This is a genomic window from Streptomyces sp. NPDC021356, assembly GCF_040641015.1.
Taxonomy (GTDB): Bacteria; Actinomycetota; Actinomycetes; order Streptomycetales; family Streptomycetaceae; genus Streptomyces.
Genome location: NZ_JBFACU010000001.1, coordinates 365,111 through 383,107, shown reverse-complemented (window position 1 = coordinate 383,107; position 17,997 = coordinate 365,111). Strand labels below are relative to the sequence as shown.

At 74.8% G+C, this 17,997-nt stretch carries 17 protein-coding genes; 10 read left to right on the top strand and 7 right to left on the bottom strand.

The window, feature by feature from the left end; all coding sequences use genetic code 11:
* Positions 1-50 precede the first annotated feature (50 nt).
* Genes AB0G56_RS01735 through AB0G56_RS01725 form a run of 3 tightly spaced genes read left to right on the top strand, consistent with a single transcriptional unit; the run spans position 51 to position 2,393 of the window.
* On the top strand, positions 51-731 hold the full coding sequence (locus AB0G56_RS01735) for an ABC transporter permease (RefSeq protein WP_360961958.1): 681 nt from the start codon (positions 51-53) through the stop codon (positions 729-731).
* Positions 732-750: 19 nt separating this feature from the next.
* Positions 751-1,425 carry an ABC transporter permease subunit gene (locus tag AB0G56_RS01730; RefSeq protein WP_360961955.1) on the top strand — a complete coding sequence of 225 codons (675 nt, stop codon included), beginning with the start codon at positions 751-753 and terminating at the stop codon, positions 1,423-1,425.
* Between the two features lie 29 nt (positions 1,426-1,454).
* Entirely contained in the window at positions 1,455-2,393 is a 939-nt protein-coding gene (locus AB0G56_RS01725; protein ID WP_360962242.1) for an ABC transporter substrate-binding protein, read from the top strand.
* A 35-nt stretch (positions 2,394-2,428) separates the two neighbouring features.
* Here AB0G56_RS01725 and AB0G56_RS01720 read toward each other — a convergent pair whose 3' ends face one another.
* From AB0G56_RS01720 to AB0G56_RS01705, 4 genes are read right to left on the bottom strand one after another with little or no spacing between them, the layout of a single operon-like run.
* Positions 2,429-3,583 carry a betaine/proline/choline family ABC transporter ATP-binding protein gene (locus tag AB0G56_RS01720; RefSeq protein ID WP_360961952.1) on the bottom strand — a complete coding sequence of 385 codons (1,155 nt, stop codon included), beginning with the start codon at positions 3,581-3,583 and terminating at the stop codon, positions 2,429-2,431.
* A 22-nt stretch (positions 3,584-3,605) separates the two neighbouring features.
* The gene (locus tag AB0G56_RS01715; protein ID WP_360961949.1) at positions 3,606-4,253 is read right to left on the bottom strand and encodes an LUD domain-containing protein; all 648 of its coding nucleotides are present in this window, start codon (positions 4,251-4,253) and stop codon (positions 3,606-3,608) included.
* Positions 4,250-5,728 (bottom strand): lactate utilization protein B, encoded by a 1,479-nt coding sequence (locus AB0G56_RS01710; protein WP_360961946.1) that lies wholly within the window; start codon positions 5,726-5,728, stop codon positions 4,250-4,252. The genes AB0G56_RS01715 and AB0G56_RS01710 overlap by 4 nt, the downstream gene beginning before the upstream one ends.
* A complete protein-coding gene (locus AB0G56_RS01705) occupies positions 5,725-6,480 on the bottom strand; it encodes a (Fe-S)-binding protein (RefSeq protein WP_360961943.1) in 756 nt (251 codons plus the stop codon). The genes AB0G56_RS01710 and AB0G56_RS01705 overlap by 4 nt, the downstream gene beginning before the upstream one ends.
* 582 nt (positions 6,481-7,062) lie before the next feature.
* Here AB0G56_RS01705 and AB0G56_RS01700 point away from each other — a divergent pair.
* From AB0G56_RS01700 to AB0G56_RS01680, 5 genes are all read left to right on the top strand, one after another.
* Complete coding sequence (locus AB0G56_RS01700) at positions 7,063-8,364, top strand: alpha/beta fold hydrolase (protein ID WP_360961940.1); 1,302 nt, start codon at positions 7,063-7,065, stop codon at positions 8,362-8,364.
* 86 nt (positions 8,365-8,450) lie between these two features.
* Positions 8,451-9,194, top strand: coding sequence for a PIG-L deacetylase family protein (locus AB0G56_RS01695; protein ID WP_360961938.1), 744 nt, complete (start codon positions 8,451-8,453; stop codon positions 9,192-9,194).
* Between the two features lie 77 nt (positions 9,195-9,271).
* Positions 9,272-10,177 carry an RNA polymerase sigma factor SigJ gene (sigJ, locus tag AB0G56_RS01690; protein WP_360961935.1) on the top strand — a complete coding sequence of 302 codons (906 nt, stop codon included), beginning with the start codon at positions 9,272-9,274 and terminating at the stop codon, positions 10,175-10,177.
* Between the two features lie 73 nt (positions 10,178-10,250).
* Entirely contained in the window at positions 10,251-11,090 is an 840-nt protein-coding gene (locus tag AB0G56_RS01685; RefSeq protein ID WP_360961932.1) for an alpha/beta hydrolase, read from the top strand.
* 44 nt (positions 11,091-11,134) lie between these two features.
* The gene (locus AB0G56_RS01680; protein ID WP_360961930.1) at positions 11,135-11,983 is read left to right on the top strand and encodes a pentapeptide repeat-containing protein; all 849 of its coding nucleotides are present in this window, start codon (positions 11,135-11,137) and stop codon (positions 11,981-11,983) included.
* Here the strand turns inward: AB0G56_RS01680 and AB0G56_RS01675 are convergent.
* Positions 11,945-13,489, bottom strand: coding sequence for a cytochrome P450 (locus AB0G56_RS01675; RefSeq protein WP_360961927.1), 1,545 nt, complete (start codon positions 13,487-13,489; stop codon positions 11,945-11,947). The genes AB0G56_RS01680 and AB0G56_RS01675 overlap by 39 nt on opposite strands.
* Before the next feature lie 142 nt (positions 13,490-13,631).
* Here AB0G56_RS01675 and AB0G56_RS01670 point away from each other — a divergent pair, with 142 nt between their 5' ends.
* Positions 13,632-14,243: a TetR/AcrR family transcriptional regulator gene (locus tag AB0G56_RS01670; RefSeq protein WP_360961924.1), complete on the top strand. Its 612-nt coding sequence runs from the start codon at positions 13,632-13,634 to the stop codon at positions 14,241-14,243.
* A 152-nt stretch (positions 14,244-14,395) separates the two neighbouring features.
* On the top strand, positions 14,396-15,121 hold the full coding sequence (locus AB0G56_RS01665) for a DUF2470 domain-containing protein (protein ID WP_360961921.1): 726 nt from the start codon (positions 14,396-14,398) through the stop codon (positions 15,119-15,121).
* Here the strand turns inward: AB0G56_RS01665 and AB0G56_RS01660 are convergent.
* On the bottom strand, positions 15,089-16,309 hold the full coding sequence (locus AB0G56_RS01660; RefSeq protein WP_360961918.1) for a lactonase family protein: 1,221 nt from the start codon (positions 16,307-16,309) through the stop codon (positions 15,089-15,091). The two genes, AB0G56_RS01665 and AB0G56_RS01660, sit on opposite strands and share 33 nt — an antisense overlap.
* A gap of 412 nt (positions 16,310-16,721) precedes the next feature.
* The gene (locus AB0G56_RS01655) at positions 16,722-17,975 is read right to left on the bottom strand and encodes an aromatic acid exporter family protein (RefSeq protein ID WP_360961915.1); all 1,254 of its coding nucleotides are present in this window, start codon (positions 17,973-17,975) and stop codon (positions 16,722-16,724) included.
* Positions 17,976-17,997 lie beyond the last annotated feature (22 nt).

Below are 17,997 nucleotides of genomic sequence, written 5' to 3'. Positions count from 1 at the left end.
CGGGCCACCACAACGAGCCGACCCCGTGGGCCACCCGCTGCAATGGACAGGTGACCGCGCCTCCGGACGACTGCCTCGCGCGCAACGAGTGGATCTGCGGTGCCTATCTGAGCACCCGCCGCCACGTCCTGCTCGACGCCGTGCTCCAGCACCTGCGCCTGACCGCTCTGGCCGTGCTCATCGGACTCGTCATCGCCGTCCCGCTGGCCGTGCTCGCCCGCCGCCTGCGCTGGGCCGCGGCCCCGGTCCTGGCCGTGACGACCGTCCTCTACACCATCCCCTCACTGGCCATGTTCTCCCTGCTCCTGCCCGTGTACGGCCTGTCGGCGACCCTCGTCGTCGCGGGCCTCGTGCTGTACTCGCTGACCCTGCTGGTCCGCAACATCCTCGCGGGCCTGCGCGCCGTCCCCGAGGAGACCCGGCAGGCGGCCCGCGGCATGGGCTACGGCCCCGTCCGGCTGCTGCTGGCCGTCGAACTGCCGCTCGCCCTGCCCGCCGCGACGGCCGGACTGCGCATCGCCACCGTCTCGGCGGTCTCCCTGGTCACGGTGGGCGCGATCGTCGGCTTCGGCGGGCTCGGCAACCTCATCTACGCCGGGATGAACACCTACTTCAAGGCCCAGGTCCTCACCGCCTCCGCGCTGTGCGTGATGATCGCGGTCGCCGCCGACCTGCTCCTGCTGGGTGTGCAGCGGCTGATCACCCCCTGGACACGGGCGGCCCGCACGTGATCCGCCCGGCGGTGCGCGCATGACCACGCTCACCGACGCCTGGGGCTGGCTCGCCGATCCCGCGCACTGGAGAGGCGAGAACGGCATCGCGCACCGCCTGCTCCAGCACCTCCTGCTCACCGTCGTCTGCCTGGCCGTCAGCTGCCTGATCGCCCTGCCCGTCGCGCTCGTCCTCGGCCACCTCGGCAAGGGCGGCGCCCTCGCCGTCAACATCTCCAACGTCGGCCGTGCCGTGCCCACCTTCGCCGTCCTCGTCCTGCTGCTGCTCACCCCCGTCGGGCGGTGGGGCGAGGGGCCCACGGTCGTCGCCCTCGTCCTGTTCGCGGTGCCGCCGCTGCTCACCAACGCCTACGTCGGCATGCGGGAGGTGGACCGCGACGTCGTGCGGGCCGCGCGCGGCATGGGGATGACCGGAGGGCAGATGCTGCGCCGCGTCGAACTGCCCCTGGCGCTCCCCATGGTCCTGACCGGGGTGCGGATCGCCGCCGTCCAGCTCGTCGCCACCGCCACCATCGCCGCGCTGGCCGGCGGCGGCGGGCTCGGCCGGATCATCACAGCGGGCTTCAACCTGGCCAGCACACCCCAGGTGGTGGCGGGCGCCGCCCTCGTCGCCGCGTTCGCACTGGTCGTCGAGGCCGTCTTCGAGACCGCCGAGCGGCTGGCCCCCGGGCGCGGCCGGGGCGGCCCCCGGTGAGAACGCCCGCCGCACGCCCGCTGCCTCCGTTGCCCTACCTGCTGCCCCTGCTGCTCCCGCTGTTCCTGCTCGCGGCCTGCGCCACCGGGCCGTCCCTGGAGAACCGCGGCCAGGTCACCGCACCGCCCGGCGACAGCAGGCACCTGACCGTCGGGTCCGCCGGCTTCACCGAGAGCGACCTGCTCGCGCACATGTACGCGCTGCTGCTGGACCAGGCCGGGTACCGGACGTCCCTGATCACCGTCGCCAACCGCGAACTGTACGAACCCGCCCTGGAGTCCGGCCAGATCGACGTCGTCCCCGAGTACGCGGCCACCTTCGCCGACTGGCTGAACGCCAGGACCCACGGAGCCGACGCGCCCCCGGCCGGCTCGCCCGACCTCGCCGCCACCATGAAGGCCCTGCGCGCCCTGGCCGCACCCCGCGGCCTGACCGTCCTCGCCCCCGGCCGGGCCGTCGACCAGAACGCCTTCGCGGTGAGCCGCGCCTACGCCCGCGCGCACGGCCTGAAGACCCTCAGCGACCTCGGCACCTCGGGCCTGAAGGTACGGCTCGCGGCCGGCGACGAGTGCGTGCGGCGCCCGTACTGCGCACCGGGTCTGGAGAAGACGTACGGCATCGGCATCACGGGCGTCGACCCCAAGGGCGTCGGCACCACGCCCGCGAAGCAGGCCGTGCGCAGCGGCCGGGACCAGATGGTGCTCACCACGACCACGGACGCCACCCTGGACGCCTTCGGCCTCGTCCTCCTCGCCGACGACAAGCACCTGCAGAACGCCGACTACGTCGTCCCCGTCGTCAACCGCGCCCGTGCCGGGGGCGGGGCCGTGACCCGGGTCCTCGGCCGGCTCAACGCCGTCCTGACCACCGCCGACCTCGCCGTGCTGAACCAGCGGGTCGACAGCTGGCGCCGCCTGCCCGCGGACGTGGCCCGCGCCTACCTGAAGGACAAGGGCCTGCTGAAGTGAGGTGCGGCGCCTACGAAGGGGGCCCGGCGCCGCGGTCAGGCGTCCGCCACCGAGTCGAAGCCGACCTGCTGCCGCGCCACCCCGAGCGCGTCCGCGTCCACCGAGCGGCGCAGCGCCTCGTGCAGTTTGGCCGGGGTCAGCACACCGAGGAAACGCGCGCCGTCCAGCACGGCGACCCAGCCCGCGTCGTGCTGGAGCATCACCCCGAAGGCCTGCTTCAGCGGGGCGCCCACCGGCACCCACGCGTTCATCCGGTGCGCGAGGTCACCGACCGAGCCGCCCGCCGCCAGGGCGTCGAGCCCCACCCAGCCGTGCAGGTCGCCGGAGCTGTCGAGGACGACCGCCCAGCGGGCGCCCTCGGCCCGCAGCCGCCCGGCCGCGTGCTCGGCCGCCTCGTCGAGCCGGGCGACGGGCGGCTGTTCCAGGTCGCCTTGTTCGACGGCCGTCACCGACAGCCGCTTCAGACCGCGGTCGGCGCCCACGAACGAGGCGACGTACCCGGTCGCCGGGGTGCCCAGGACCGCCCCGGGCGTGTCGAACTGCTCGATGCACCCCTGCCCGTACACGGCGATGCGGTCGCCGAGCCGGACGGCCTCCTCGATGTCGTGCGTGACCAGCAGCACCGTCTTGCGCACGGCGGCCTGCATGCGCAGGAACTCGTCCTGCAACTGCTCGCGCACCACCGGGTCCACCGCCCCGAACGGCTCGTCCATCAGCAGCACCGGCGGATCCGCGGCCAGCGCCCGCGCCACCCCGACCCGCTGCCGCTGCCCGCCCGAGAGCTGCTCGGGGTAGCGCGACCCGTAGGTCTTCGGGTCGAGACCCACCAGCTCCAGCAGTTCCGCGGCGCGCGCCCTCGCGCGCGCCCGCTTCCAGCCGAGCAGCGCGGGCACGGTCGCGGTGTTGTCGAGGACCGTGCGGTGCGGGAAGAGACCGACCTGCTGGATGACGTAGCCGATCCGGCGGCGCAACCGGACCGGGTCCACGCCGGCGACGTCCTCGCCGCCCACGAGGATCCGGCCCGAGGTCGGTTCGATCAGCCGGTTGACCATCATCATCGTGGTGGTCTTGCCGCACCCGGACGGCCCCACGAGGGTGACGAGCTCCCCCTCGGCCACCTCGAAGTCGAGACCGTCCACGGCCGTGGTCCCGTCCGGGTACCGCTTGGTGACCTGCTCGAACCGGATCATGTCCTCACGCTAGCCGCGCCCCTCACTCCCCGCTCACCAGCACCACCTCCAGGGTGCGCGGCCCGTGCACCCCCTCCACCCGGTCCAGCTCGATGTCGCTGGTCGCGGAGGGCCCGGAGATCCAGGTCAGGGGGCGCCGCGGATCGAGGCGGCCGAGGGCCTCGGGCACCGAGGCGACCACCTGGTCCGGGACACGCACCACGCAGACGTGGTGGTCGGGGACGAGCGTGATCCGGCGGCGGCCCTGGTCGCCGGAGCCGTCCAGGACGATCGTGCCGGTCTCGGCGACGGCGACCGCGCAGCCGGTGACCACGCTGTCGACGCGGTCCAGCTCGTACGGCGAATCCTCCGGCCGGTCCGCGACCCGCCTCACCTTGCTCTCCGCGAGCCATCCCGCGTCCAGGCCCGGCGGGACCAGGACGGTCTCCGAGCCCCGTCCGTCGAGCAGCCGGGCGATCAGCGCGGGCAGCCCGACCGCGTCGGTGCGGTGCACGAGCGCCCGGTAGTCCGCCAGGTTCTCGGCCAGCAGTTCGACCGTGCCGGGCACGTCCAGGTCACCGTGGCGGCGCAGGTAGTCCCGGAAAACCGCGTCCTCGTAGGGCACGTCGTCGGCCGGCACGTCGGCCAGCGCGCGCCGCACCCGGCCCAGGATCCGCTCCCTGCTGCTCACTTCGAGCCCTCCTCGCCGCCGTGCGTACGCTGCCACCAGTCCCGGAACGGCTCCGCCGGCAGGGCGGGCAGGTCCCGCGTCCCCGTCCACGCCCGGCCCGGTCCGGGCAGCGTGCGCGGATGGAAGCGGCGCGTGCGCGAGGCCAGCCGCTGCCCGCCGCGCAGCAGCCGGGGGCGGGTGAAGGCGAGGCGGGCCGCGCGCATGGCCGCCCGCTCGGCCCCGTGCCCCTTCGCGGGCCTCAGCACCACCTTGTTGCCCCCGCGTGTCGCCTCCCCGCCCTGGACGACCCGTTCGCGCAGGTGCACCAGGACCTCGGGGATGTCGATGGCGACCGGGCACACCTCGTAGCAGGCGCCGCACAGCGAGGACGCGTACGGCAGCGAGGCGTCGATCGCGCTGCCGGTGCCGCGCAGTTGTGGGCTGAGGATGGCGCCGATGGGCCCCGGGTAGACCGAGCCGTACGCGTGCCCGCCGGCCCGCTCGTAGACCGGGCACACGTTCAGGCACGCCGAGCAGCGGATGCAGCGCAGGGCCTGCCGGCCCACCTCGTCGGCGAGGGTGTCGGTGCGCCCGTTGTCGAGCAGGACGAGGTGGAAGGTGCTCGGCCCGTCCCCGTCGGCCGTGCCGGTCCAGGTCGACGTGTACGGGTTCATCCGCTCGGCGGTGGAGGAGCGGGGCAGGGTCTGCAGGAAGACCTCCAGGTCCCGCCAGGTCGGCACGATCTTCTCGATGCCGACGACCGAGATCAGCGTCTCGGGCAGGGTCAGGCACATCCGCCCGTTGCCCTCGGACTCCACGACCACCAGCGTGCCGGTCTCGGCCACCACGAAGTTGGCGCCGGAGATGCCCACCTCGGCGCGCAGGAACTTCTCCCGCAGATGGAGCCGGGCCGCCTCGGCGAGTTCGGCGGGCGAGTCGGTCAGGCCCTCGGGGGCGGGGCGCCCCCACTGCGTCATCTCGGAGCGGAAGATCTCGCGGATCTCGCCGCGGTTGCGGTGGATCGCGGGCACCAGGATGTGGGAGGGCCGGTCCTTGCCCAACTGCACGATCAGTTCGGCGAGGTCGGTCTCGTAGGCGCGGATGCCCTCCGCCTCCAGCGCCTCGTTGAGCCCGATCTCCTGCGTGGCCATCGACTTGACCTTCACGACCTCCGACTCCCCGGTCGCCTTGACCAGGCCGGTGACGATCCGGTTGGCCTCGGCGGCGTCCACGGCCCAGTGGACGGTGCCGCCGGCCGCCGTGACCGCCTCCTCCACCTGGAGCAGGTAGCGGTCCAGGTGGCGCAGCGTGTGGTCCTTGATCCGCCGTCCCGCCTCGCGCAGTTCGGCCCAGTCGGACACCTCGGCCACCGCCTTGGCCCGCTTGGCGCGGATGGTGTGCGTGGCGTGGCGCAGGTTGCCGCGCAACGTCGCATTCCCCACGGCCTCGCGCGCGGCCGTGGGGAACGCCGGCATCCCGACGAACGTACCGCTCATCCCAGGGGCTCCTCTTCCGTGCTCGCCAGGATCTCCGCGATGTGCACCGGCCGCATCCGGGTGCGCAGCCGGGTCATCGTCCCGCCGATGTGCATGAGGCAGGAGTTGTCGGCCGCGCACAGCACCTCGGCGCCGGTCGACTCGGCGTTGCGTACCTTGTCGGCGCCCATCGCCGCCGAGACGTCGGAGTTCTTCACCGCGAAGGTGCCGCCGAAACCGCAGCACTCCTCGGCGCCGGGCAGTTCCACCAGCTCCAGTCCCTCCACCGCCCCCAGCAGCCGCCGGGGGCGGTCCCCGAGGCCCAGGGCGCGCAGCCCGTGGCAGGTGGGGTGGTAGGTGACCGTGTGCGGGTAGTACGCCCCCACGTCCGTCACCCCCAGCACGTCCACCAGGAACTCGGTCAGTTCGTACGTCTTGGGCACCACGGGCGCCACCGTCCGGGCCAGGCTGTCGCCCCGCCCCTCGGCCCGCGCCCGCTCGCCCATGCGCGGATACAGCTCCCGCACCATCGCCCCGCACGACCCGGACGGCGTGACGATCGCCTCGTAGCCCCGGAAGACATCGGAGAACTTCCGGGCCAGTGGCTCCGCCTCATGCCTGTATCCGGTGTTGTAGTGCGCCTGCCCGCAGCAGGTCTGGCCCGTCGGGAAGTCCACCTCGACGCCCAGCCTGGTCAGCAGTTTCACCACGGCGCGGCCGGTGTCCGGATAGAGCGTGTCATTGACGCAGGTCAGGAACAGGGCGACACGCATCGCGGCTCCTTGTCGTCGGTCATCGGACGGGTGAAGCCTAGTCAGGCGGCCAGGAACGCGGGAGACCCGGGCCCGAGCCCGGCGTGGCGGTGGCCCCGGGCCCGAACGGACCCCGGTCCGGCGGTGGCCGGCGGGCCGCCGGCACGGCGCCTTCGCTGATCCGCGCGTGTGCCGCGTCCCGGCGCGGTCGCCGGCGAGCCCGTGCGCCCGGGCGCGCACCAGGACGTGCCCGCACCGGAACGCTGCCGGATGCGGCGGCCTCGGCGGGCCGGCCACCCCGGCGGCCCGCGGGCGCCCGCGTTCGACCGGGAGGCAGGGCGATGCGGGCGCCGCCGACGACCAGGCGCAGGACGCCGGCGGCACGACCGGCCACGTGCAGCCCCTGCCCGACGGCCGGGCGCCAGGAACGCCGTGCCCCCGGCGTCCGAGACCGACCGCCGCGCGGGCACCCGGCGGCGCACTCACGTCCGGCCCCGCGTGCTGACCGGCCGTTCAGCACCTTGCCCGATCCCGGTGGCCGGAGCGCGCCCGCGCATGTGCTCCACTGGGACGCGGCCGTGCACCTCCGTCCCGGGAGAACCGTTGACCGTCAGCTACCGCCAGCCCGGCGTCGTCCTCACCGACCGCTCCTTCACCGTGCCGCTCGACCACGACGACCCGGCGGGGGAGACGATCGAGCTCTACGCGCGCGCGGTGGTCGCCCGCGACAAGGCCGGCCAGGACCTGCCGTGGCTGCTCTACCTCCAGGGCGGCCCCGGCTTCGGAGCGAACCGGTTCATCGGCAAGCAGGCCTGGCTCGGCCGGGCCCTGCAGGAGTACCGGGTGCTCCTCCTCGACCAGCGCGGCACCGGCCACTCCACCCCCGCCAACCGCCAGACGCTCCCGCTGCGCGGCGGACCGGCCGCCCAGGCCGACTACCTCACCCGCTTCCGCGCCGACTCGATCGTCCGCGACTGCGAGGCGATCCGTCCCGAGGTCACCGGCGGCGCCCCCTGGACCGTGCTCGGCCAGAGCTTCGGCGGCTTCTGCGCCGTCCACTACCTCTCCACCCATCCCGAGGGCCTGTCCACCGCTCTGATCACCGGCGGCCTGCCCGCCCTGGACGCCCACGCCGACGACGTCTACCGCGCCGCCTACCCGCGCATCGAGCGCAAGGTCGCCGCCCACTACGACCGCTACCCCGAGGACGTCGCCCGCGCCCGCGAGATCGCCGAGCACCTCCTCACCCACGACGTGACCCTCCCCGGCGGCTACCGGCTGACCGCGGAGGCCTTCCAGTCCCTGGGCATCCTGCTCGGCGGCGCGGACGGCAGCCACCGCCTCCACTTCCTCCTGGAGCACGCGTTCGTCGCCACGCCGCAGGGCCCCGCGCTCTCCGACGCCTTCCAGGAGGAGGTCCGCGGCGCGCTGTCGTACGCGGCCCACCCGCTGTACGCCCTCGTCCACGAGGCCATCTACGCGCAGGACGCCCGCCCCACCGCCTGGTCGGCCGAGCGGATGCGCGCCGAGTTCCCCCGGTTCGACGCGGCCAAGACGCTCGCCGGCGACGGACCGCTGCTGTTCACCGGCGAGTCCGTCCACCCCTGGACGTTCGACTGCGACCCCGCGCTGCGCCCGCTGCGCGAGTGCGCCGACCTGCTCGCCGCCCGCACCGACTGGCAGCCCCTGTACGACCCGGCCCGGCTCGCCGCCAACGACGTCCCGGTCGCCGCGGCCGTCTACCACGACGACATGTACGTCGACACCGCCCACGCGCTGGCCACCGCCCGCTCGATCCGCGGCCTGCGCACCTGGGTCACCGACGAGTTCGAGCACGACGGCGTGCGCGCGGGCGGGCCGCGCGTCCTGGACCGGCTGCTCGCCCTCGCCCGCGACGACGCCTGACACCCGGGGCGCGGCCGCCCGCCGGACGACGGCGCAGGTGACGTGGTGTCAGTCCAGGCGAGGCCAGGCGCGGTTACCCTGCCCGCATGAGCGAGCCGACGAGCAGCCCCCTGAAGCCCATGCCCGGCGACTGGCAGCGCGCCCTCGCCGTGGTGGCGCACCCGGACGACCTCGAGTACGGGTGCGCCGCGGCGATCGCCGCCTGGACCGACGGCGGCCGTGAGGTCGCCTACGTCCTCGCGACCCGGGGCGAGGCCGGCATCGGAACACTGGAACCGGACAGGTGCGGCCGGCTCAGGGAGCGCGAGCAGCGGGCGAGCGCCGCCGTCGTGGGCGTCACGACGGTGGAGTTCCTCGGCCACCGGGACGGCGTCATCGAGTACGGTCCCGCCCTGCGCCGCGACATCGCCGCCGCGATCCGCCGCCACCGCCCCGAGCTGGTCATCACCCTCAACCACCGCGACACCTGGGGCGGCGTCGCCTGGAACACCCCCGACCACGTGGCCGTCGGCCGAGCCACCCTGGACGCGGCGGGCGACGCCGGCAACCGCTGGATCTTCCCGGAACTCACCGAACAGGGCCTCGAACCCTGGGACGGCGTCCGCTGGGTCGCCGTCGCCGGCTCCAGCACCCCCACCCACGCCGTACCGGCAGCCCCGGGCCTTGGGCGCGCCGTGCGCTCACTGCTGCAACACCGCGCCTACATCGAGGCGTTGACCGACGAGGACCCGGAACAGTACGCGCGCGCCTTCCTCACCGCGAACGCCGGGGCGGCGGCCGGACGGTTCGGCGGCGAACCCGCAGTCGCCTTCGAATTGTTCGGCCGCTGACGGGGCGTGGAGCCTAGGATGATCGGCACGGACGTGACGGGGTGTCACGCGGGCGGGGGCGGGACACGGTGGACGGTATGACCGGCACGGCCGACGAGGAGACGCTGGCGCGGCGGTTCGAGGCGCACCGCGGGCAACTGCGGGCGGTCGCCTACCGCATGCTCGGCTCACTGACCGAGGCCGAGGACGCCGTCCAGGAGACCTGGTTCAAACTCACCCGCACCGACACCGCCGCCATCGGGAACCTCGCCGGCTGGCTGACCACCGTGACCGGCCGCGTCTGCCTCGACCTGCTGCGCAGCCGTACCGCGCGCCGCGAGGAGCCCATGGACGAGACCTTCGTCCCCGACCCCGTCGTACGGCCCCTGACGCCGGCCGACCCCGAACAGGAGGCGCTGCGGGGCGACTCGGTGGGGCTCGCCCTGCTCGTCGTACTGGAGACCCTGGAGCCGGACGAACGGCTCGCGTTCGTGCTGCACGACATGTTCGCCGTCCCGTTCGACGACATCGCCCCGGTCGTGGAGCGCACCCCGGCCGCGACGAGGCAGCTGGCCAGCCGGGCCCGCCGCCGGGTCCAGGGCGCCACTCCGTCCGCGGAGACCGACCTCGGACGGCAGCGGGAGGTGCTGGAGGCGTTCATGGCCGCCTCGCGCGGCGGCGACTTCGACGCCCTGGTCGCGGTCCTGCACCCCGACGTGGTGCTGCGGGTCGACGCCGGAGCCCTGGTGCGCGGCGCCGCCGGCTCGAAGGTGGTACACGGGGCCGGCACCGTCGCGGCGCAGGCGCTCACCTTCTCCCGGTACGCGCCGACGGCGCGCCTGGTCCTGGTCAACGGCGCGCTCGGACTGGCCAACACCCCCGAGCAGGGCCCGCATTCGGTCATGGGCGTCACCGTCGCCGACGGCCGGATCACCCACCTCTACATCCTGTCCGACCCCGAAAGGCTGGACCACCTCGGCCTGCCCGCCGCCATGTCGGGCTGAACCGCGAGCCTCATGGAGGGCCGAACCCGCAAACCGATTGCCTGGCCGGGCCGGCGCTGCCATGGTCATCACCATGCCCACCTTCCCGGCTCACGACGGAACCCGCCTCGCCTGTCACGTCAGCGGTACCGGTCCACCCCTGGTCTGCCTGCCCGGCGGGCCGATGCGCGCCTCGGCCTACCTCGGTGAACTGGGCGGGCTGTCCGCCCACCGCCGGCTGGTCCGCCTCGACCTGCGCGGCACCGGCGCCTCGCAGCCGCCCGCGGACCCGGCGACGTACCGGTGCGACCGGCTCGTCGACGACATCGAGGCGCTGCGCGAACACCTGGGCCTCGAACGCGTGGACCTGCTCGCGCACTGCGCGGGTGCCAACCTGGCGGCGCTCTACGCGAGCCGGTGTCCCGAGCGGGTGGGACGGCTCGCGCTGATCACGCCGAGCGTCGTCGCGGTCGGCATCACCGTCACGGCGGACGTCCGGCTCGCGACCGCGCGCCTGCGCGCCGGCCAGCCGTGGTACGCCGAGGCGTACGCCGCCCTGGAGAACGTCGTGGCGGGCCGGGCCGCCGACGTGCGCTGGGAGGCGATCGCCCCCTTCCTGCACGGCCGCTGGGACGACGCCGCACGGGCGCTGGACGCCGCGGACGCCCAGGAGAAGAACGGCGAGGCCGCCGCGGTGTACGGGTCCGAGGGCGCGTACGACCCGGCGGCCACCCGGGCCGCGCTCGGCGAGCTGCCCGCCCCCGTCCTGGTGCTGGCCGGCGAGGTCGACCTGAACTCCCCGCCGCCCGCGATGGCCCGGTACGCCGAACTGTTCCCGCACGCCGAACTCGCCGTCCAGCCCGGCGCGGGGCACTTCCCGTGGCTCGACGACCCGGCGCGGTTCACGGCGGCCACCGCCGCGTTCCTCGGCTGACCGGGCGGTCCGCGGCCCGCAGGGCGGGTCGGTAGGGTGGGGGCATGCCAGAACAGACAGCCCAGCGGCGCGACGCGAGCGAGCGGCCCGAACTGCGCGGCGACTGCGCGAGCTGCTTCGGGCTGTGCTGCGTCGCCCTTCCGTTCGCCGCGTCCCGGGACTTCGCGCGCGACAAGCCCGCGGGAAAGACCTGCCCGAACCTCCGGGACGACCACCGCTGCGGCATCCACGCGCGGCTGCGGGACGAGGGCTACACCGGCTGCACGGTCTACGACTGCTTCGGCGCCGGACAGAAGGTCTCCCAGGTCACCTTCGGCGGCCGGGACTGGCGCACCGGGCCCGCCGACGAGGCCCGGCAGATGTTCGACGTCTTCCCGGTCGTACGGCAGCTGCACGAACTGCTGTGGTACCTGACCGAGGCGCTCACCCTGCCCGCCGCCCGGCCCGTCCACGCCGATCTGCGCCGGCTCCTGGAGCGCACCGAACAGCTCACGCTGCTGCCGCCCGACGGCCTCGCCGCGCTCGACGTCGGCGCGCACCGGCAGGAGGTCAACGTGCTGCTGCTGCGCACCAGCGAGCTGGCCCGGGCCGCCGTGCCGGGCCGGAAGAAGGACCGGCGGGGCGCGGACCTGATGGGTGCCCGGCTCCGGGGCGCCGACCTGCGCGGGGCCGGCCTGCGCGGCGCCTATCTGATCGCCGCCGACCTCACCGGGGCGGACCTGCGCGGCGCCGACATGATCGGGGCGGACCTGCGCGACGCCGACCTCACGGACGCCGACCTGAGGGGGGCGTTCTTCCTCACCCAGCCACAGCTCGACGCGGCCCGGGGCAGCGCGGGCACCCGGCTGCCGGCGTCAGTCACCCGCCCGGTGCACTGGACAGCGCGCGTCTGACCCGCCGCCGTCCGCCTCTGCCTTCGTCTCCGGCACGGCGTCGGCGGCGGCCGGTGCGGGTGCCGTCCGGCGCTCCAGACCCAGCCGCAGGCCCTCCGGCATGAGAGTGAGCCGTTCGGTCACCTTCAGCCGGTAGCCGGGCTGCGCCCGCAGTTCGTAGCGGCGCAGCAGCAGCCCGAGGACCAGGGTGGCCTCGTGCAGGGCGAACTGGCGGCCGATGCACGCCCGCGCCCCGGTGCCGAACGGCTTGAAGACGTGCGGCGGACGGCTCCGCACGGCCCGCGCGTCGAACCGGTCCGGGTCGAACCGCCCGGCGTCCGCGCCCCACACCTCGGGGTCGCGGTGCAGCATCGGAGTCAGCACCAGCGCCCACGCGCCCTGCCGCATGGGGTGCTCGCCGGCCAGCACCGTGTCGCGCAGCGCCTCGCGGGCGAAGGCGGGCGCGGTCGGCCACAGCCGCAGCGACTCGTCGAGCACCCGGCGCACGTAGCGCAGCTTGGCGACCTGCTCGTAGCCGGGCGCCGCCGCCCGGCCCCAGACCCGGTCCACCTCCGCCCGGGCGCGGGCGGCGATCTCGGGGTGCCGGGCCAGGTAGTGCAGCGCGAAGGACAGCGCCCCGGAGGTGGTCTCGTGCCCGGCGACCAGGAACGTGATCACCTGGCGGCGTACGTTCTGGTCCGACAGCCGCTCGCCGGTCTCGGGGTGGGCCGTCTCCAGCATCCGGTCCAGCAGGTCCCCGCCGGCGGCGGCACCGCCCGAGCGCCGGGCGCGCACGAGGTCGTCGACGGTGCGGTTGAGGTAGGTGATGTCGGCCGCATTGCGGCGGCCCGCGTCGCGCAGCAGGTAGGGGGCGAGCGGCGCCGGGACGGAGTTGAGCCGCTGCGCGTAGGAGAGCGTGCCGACCATCGCGGTGACGAACGGGTGCGGGCGGGAACGTTCGAAGGAACCGAAGTCGTGCCCGAAGCCGGTCCTGGCTATCGTCTCCAGGGTCAGCTTGGTCATGTCGCCGGGCACGTCAACGGCGCGGCCCGCGGCCTCGGCGCGGTCCCAGTGGTCGGTCAGCCGCCCGGCCACCTCCAGCATCATCCGGTGGTAGCCCGCCATCGCCTCGCGGCTGAAGCCGGGGGCCAGGACGTCGTGGGCCAGCTGCCAGTTGGGCTCGTGGTTGTACGCGGTGAAGAGCCCGTCCCCGGCGACCGGGCGCAGATTGGCCACGCCCAGGCCCACGTGCTTGGCGAAGCGCGTCTCGTCGGCGAGGTCGGCGGCCAGGCACGCGCCCCAGACGAAGACGAACTCCTTGCCGAACACCTTGCGGCGGAAGATCGGGCCGAGCGCACGTGCGTAGCGCATCGAGTCCTGCACGGGGGCGCGCCGGTCGACGCCCAGCACATCGCCGAGGAAGGGGACCCGGCGCGGCGGGTGCGGCAGCCGGTCCAGCTCGGGCCAGCCCAGCTCCGCGCTGCGGAATCCTTTCGGCAGTCCGGTTCCGGTCGTGGTCTCCGCCATGCCGCGCGCTCCCCGGTCTCCCTGGGTCCACCGGACCGCCGAGCGGGCGCTGCGCCGGTCCGGCGGCACGTGTTGTATGTGGGTTCAATAGCCGTTCCCAGTCTGGTCCCGTTGTTGAACCGGCGTCAAGTAGAGTGCGGGAATGGCCGCGAACCAGGGGGAGCAGCGCACGCGCCGCCGGCTCAGCACCGAGGAGCGCAGGGAGCAGCTGCTGTCCGTCGGGGCGCGGCTGTTCTCGGAGAGCCCCTACGACGACGTGTGGATCGAGCAGGTCGCGGAGATCGCGGGCGTCTCGCGTGGGCTGCTCTACCACTACTTCCCCACCAAGCGGGACTTCTTCGCGGCGGTCGTGGAGCGCGAGAGCGCGCGCATGCTGCGGCTGACCGCCGCTGTCCCCGGGCTGCCGCTGCGCGACCAGCTCGCGGCCGGACTGGACGCCTACCTGGAGTACGTCAGCGCCCACGCGCACGGCTACCGGGCCTTCCACCGCGCCGACGCGGCGGGCGACCAGGCCGTGCGCCGGGTCTACCGGCGGGCCCTGGCTGCCCAGGAGCGGCAGATCCTGGCCGCGCTCGACGCCGACCCGGAGTTCGGCCCGCTCGCCGCCGACCGCGTCGACCTGCGGCTGGCCGTCCGGGGCTGGCTGGCCTTCACCACCGCCGTCTGCCTGGAATGGCTGCGCGGCTCCGCCCTGACGCGCGCCCAGGTGCGGGACCTGTGCGCGCGGGCGCTGCTGGGCGTGCTGACGCCCTGAGCGGGCGCCCGTGCCCTCCCCGCGTGCCTCCGTACGCCCCCGTCGGCCACCCGTGTCCGGGTGGACGCGGGTGGCGTGCGCCGCGATCCTCGATAAGTTAGGCATGCCTTACCTAATGTAGGGCAGTCAGGGCTTACGAGGAGGTTCCCGGGATGGGTGACAGCCCCACATGGACGGCGGCGCCCGGTGCGGCGCAGCGCGCGCGGTCGGTGCTGGCCACCGCCTGGTCCTGCGCGGTGAGCGCGCAGGGCGGCCGGGAGGAGTTCGTCGGCGCGCACACCGTGGCCGAGGACGGCCGGGTGCTCCTGCGGCTGCCCGGGGACAGTGCCCTGGGCGCGGCCGCGCTCTGCGCGCCGCGCGGCGAACTGCCCGCCGTTCTGGAGTTCGCCGACGTGGCACCCGTCCCCGTACGCGACCGGATCCGCGCCCGGCTGTGGCTCACCGGGCGGTTCGCACACGCGGACGAGCACCTGCTGTTCCAGCCCCGGCGCGTGGTGCTGCGCCAGGCCCCGGCCGCCGTCGTGGTCGATCCCGAGGAGTTCGCCGCCGCCGGCCCCGACCCGCTGGCATCGGCCGAGGCCCGCCTGCTCACCCATCTCGCCGACGCCCACCCCGACGTGGTGCGGCGGCTCACCCGGCTCGTCGCGGCCGACAGCCTGCACGGCGCGGTGCGGGTCCGCCCGCTCGCCGTGGACCGGCACGGCCTCACCCTGCGCGTCGAGCGGGCGCGCACCCACGGCGACGTACGGCTGCCCTTCCACACGCCCGCCGACGACGTCGGCCGGCTCACCGAACGGATGCACGCCCTGCTCACACAGGCGAGCGCCGCCTCCTGCCCCCGCGCCCTACAGCGGCAGCGCGCAGACGGCGACGGGTGACGCGAACGGCTCGCCCGCCAGGCTCAGCGAGCCGCTCACCCGGTCGAGGTGGAAGACACTGACCGTGCCCGACTTCTGGTTGGCCGCGAACAGCAGCCGGCCGTCGGGGGAGAAGGCGATCTGACGCGGGAAGTCACCCGCCACCGGCACCGTGTCCAGGAGCCGCAGCCGGGCCCCGCCCGCTCCCACGGCGTACCGGGCGATGCTGTTGTGCCCCCGGTTGGCGAGGTACGCGTACCGGCCGTCGGCCGTGACCAGGAACTGCGCCGGATGGTTCCTGCCCGCTCCCGAGCCCGTCGGCTGCTCCTCGCCGACGGTCAGCCGCCCCGTCGGCGGGTCGTAGGCGCAGACCGCGACGCTGTCGTCGACCTCGTTGGCGAGATAGGCGTACCGCCCGCCCGGGTGGAAGGTCAGGTGGCGCGGTCCGGCGCCGGGCCGGGTGCGGGCCCGGCAGACCTCGGTGAGCCGTCCCGCGCGCGGGTCCAGCCGGTAGGTGTACACCGTGTCCGTACCGAGGTCGACGGCGAGGACATGGCCGCCGTCCGGGCTGGTGACGACCTGGTGCGCGTGCGGTCCCTGCTGACCGGGGCCCGGCAGCGGGCTGGAGTGGGTCACCAGATCGGTGCGCCCGCCCAGCGCGCCCGAGCCGTCGATCGGGTGCACGGCCACGCTGCCGGACCCGTAGTTCGCGCTCAGCAGCCAGCGACCGCCCGGGTGCACGGACAGGTGGCAGGGGCCCGCCCCGCCGGTCGCACGGCTGCCGAGCACCCGGTGGCCGTCGAGCCGTACGGCGGTCACCGCGCCGTCCTGCCGCTCGTCGACGGCGTACAGGGTGCGGCCGTCGGGGTGGAGGGCCAGGTACGAGGGGTCCGCCACGCCGGTCAGCGTGCCCCGGCCCGTCACGGTGCCGGAGACCGGGTCGTACGCCGCCAGGCCGATGCCCGTGCCGCCGCCCTCGACGGAGGTGTACGTGCCGAGGTACAGCGGCCTGGGCCCGGGCGGCCGGCCGGCGCCCTCCGGGCCGGTCGCGGACGCCGCCGGTGCCGCCCGTCCCGTAGCCGGCCTCGGCGTGGACCTCGGATCCGTGGCCGGCGCCGGGACCGCCACCACCGCGGCGGCTCCCGTCACCGCTCCGACGAACCGGCGCCTGCTCCACCTGCCGTCCGACGCTCGTCCACCGCTGCCCATGCCGCCATCCCAGGTCGTCGTCCGACTCGGTCGTCACGATCACCTTCGCCCGGACCACCCGCGGCGGGCAAGAGGGCGACGGCCCGTGGCGCGGGACGGCCTGCCGGCGGCGCGGGACGGCCTGCCTGCGGCGCGGGACACGACGGGCCGCCGCTGCGACCGGTCGCCGCCCGGTCGCCGTCCGGTCGCCGTCCGGGCGCCGTCCGGTCGTCGTGTCCGGGTGGCCTCGATCCGCCGCACGGGGAGGTGGCCGAGGCCCGGCGGCGGCGCGTGGGCGCCCGCCTCCGGCAGCCGCGGCGTACCCACGAACCGCACCCCCGCACCTCGCGGCAACCCCAGCGCGTCGCCCGCCGTCCGCACCGCCGACCCGGCCGCACGCGCGTCCCCCTCGCCGGCTGACCGGGGCGTCCTGTCACACAGAGCGCCGCACGGTGCCCTCCCGGTTCCGGCGGATCCGGGCCGGCGCCCCCAGCCGGTCCGCGATCCGGGTCAGCCGCGACCGGCGTTCGCGCTGCTCGCGCGTGTGCCGGTCCAGCTCCTCCAGGAGCCGCTTGGAGCGGTGCTCGGTGTCCATCTCGTCGATGATGCGGTCGACCTCGGTCAGCACCGCGCCCTGCAACTGCCACTGGGCCGCGTCCTGCTGCACCTCCGCCAGCAACTGCTGCGCCAGCTTGTCGCGGGTGGCCGCGGCCTGCCGCAGCTCGGCCGCCAGCCGGGACTCGGCCGACTCGGCGCTCACGCTCACGTCGGTGGTCACCAGCACCGCGTAACTGACCACCGCGTCGGAGATCTCGGACAGCAACTGCTGCACCAGGTCGCCCGTCTGCGAGGAGAACAGCGGCTCCGGCTCGCGCGCCTTGGTCAGGTCGGTGAAGGTGCGCGCCAGCACCCGCAGGACCACCGTGCAGATCTCCAGCGTGTCGAGCCCGGTGCGCAGGACCACCCGGTGCAGCAGGCCCTCCCGGACGCGCGGGTTCAGCCGCAGGCTGTCCTCGGCCTGCCGCAGGGCGGCGTCCACGTCGGTAATGTCGTGGTCCAGCCGGCGCGCCTCGTGCAGCCGGGCGGCGGCGCGCTCCACCGGCGTGCCGTCGGCCACCTCCTCGCCCATGTGCAGCATCAGCTGCCGCATCCGGCGCGCCAGCCCCTCGATGGACTCGCCCGCGTGTTCGGTCCACACCGGGGGCGCGAGGAGCAGGTTGCAGCCCATGCCGACCACCGCGCCGATCAGCGTCTCCACGATCCGCGCCCAGGCGGTGCTGCCGACGGTGGTGACCCCGAGGACCAGCATGGCGCTGATCGCCACCTCGGCCACGAACTCGTCGACTCGCACCAGGTGACCCACCCCGAGACCGGCCAGGATCACCAGGGCGAGGCTCCACCAGGTCAGCCCGACCAGCAGGGAGAAGAGGATGGCGACGACCACGCCCGCGACCACCGCGTTCACCCGTCGCACGCTGGTCTTCAGCGTCGCGAACAGGGTCACCTGGACGACCAGCAGGGCCGTCAGCGGAGCGGTCAGCGGCGCCGGCTCCGGGCTCAGCCACTTCGCGATCACATACGCGATCGTCGCCGCGACCGTGGAGCGCAGCGCCTGGACGACCACCGGGTCCCGGTGCCGCTTCACCAGCCGGACAAGGGACGACATCGACTCACTCACATCGTGCATCCCTTGCGCTCTTCCCCGTTCG

Coding starts and splice junctions, on each gene's coding strand:
- AB0G56_RS01730 (WP_360961955.1), top strand. CDS start 751: ATGACCACGCTCACCGACGCCTGGGGCTGGCTCGCCGATCCCGCGCAC.
- AB0G56_RS01720 (WP_360961952.1), bottom strand. CDS start 3,583: ATGATCCGGTTCGAGCAGGTCACCAAGCGGTACCCGGACGGGACCACG.
- AB0G56_RS01710 (WP_360961946.1), bottom strand. CDS start 5,728: ATGAGCGGTACGTTCGTCGGGATGCCGGCGTTCCCCACGGCCGCGCGC.
- AB0G56_RS01705 (WP_360961943.1), bottom strand. CDS start 6,480: ATGCGTGTCGCCCTGTTCCTGACCTGCGTCAATGACACGCTCTATCCG.
- AB0G56_RS01695 (WP_360961938.1), top strand. CDS start 8,451: ATGAGCGAGCCGACGAGCAGCCCCCTGAAGCCCATGCCCGGCGACTGG.
- sigJ (WP_360961935.1), top strand. CDS start 9,272: ATGACCGGCACGGCCGACGAGGAGACGCTGGCGCGGCGGTTCGAGGCG.
- AB0G56_RS01685 (WP_360961932.1), top strand. CDS start 10,251: ATGCCCACCTTCCCGGCTCACGACGGAACCCGCCTCGCCTGTCACGTC.
- AB0G56_RS01680 (WP_360961930.1), top strand. CDS start 11,135: ATGCCAGAACAGACAGCCCAGCGGCGCGACGCGAGCGAGCGGCCCGAA.
- AB0G56_RS01675 (WP_360961927.1), bottom strand. CDS start 13,489: ATGGCGGAGACCACGACCGGAACCGGACTGCCGAAAGGATTCCGCAGC.
- AB0G56_RS01670 (WP_360961924.1), top strand. CDS start 13,632: ATGGCCGCGAACCAGGGGGAGCAGCGCACGCGCCGCCGGCTCAGCACC.
- AB0G56_RS01665 (WP_360961921.1), top strand. CDS start 14,396: ATGGGTGACAGCCCCACATGGACGGCGGCGCCCGGTGCGGCGCAGCGC.
- AB0G56_RS01660 (WP_360961918.1), bottom strand. CDS start 16,309: ATGGGCAGCGGTGGACGAGCGTCGGACGGCAGGTGGAGCAGGCGCCGG.
- AB0G56_RS01655 (WP_360961915.1), bottom strand. CDS start 17,975: ATGCACGATGTGAGTGAGTCGATGTCGTCCCTTGTCCGGCTGGTGAAG.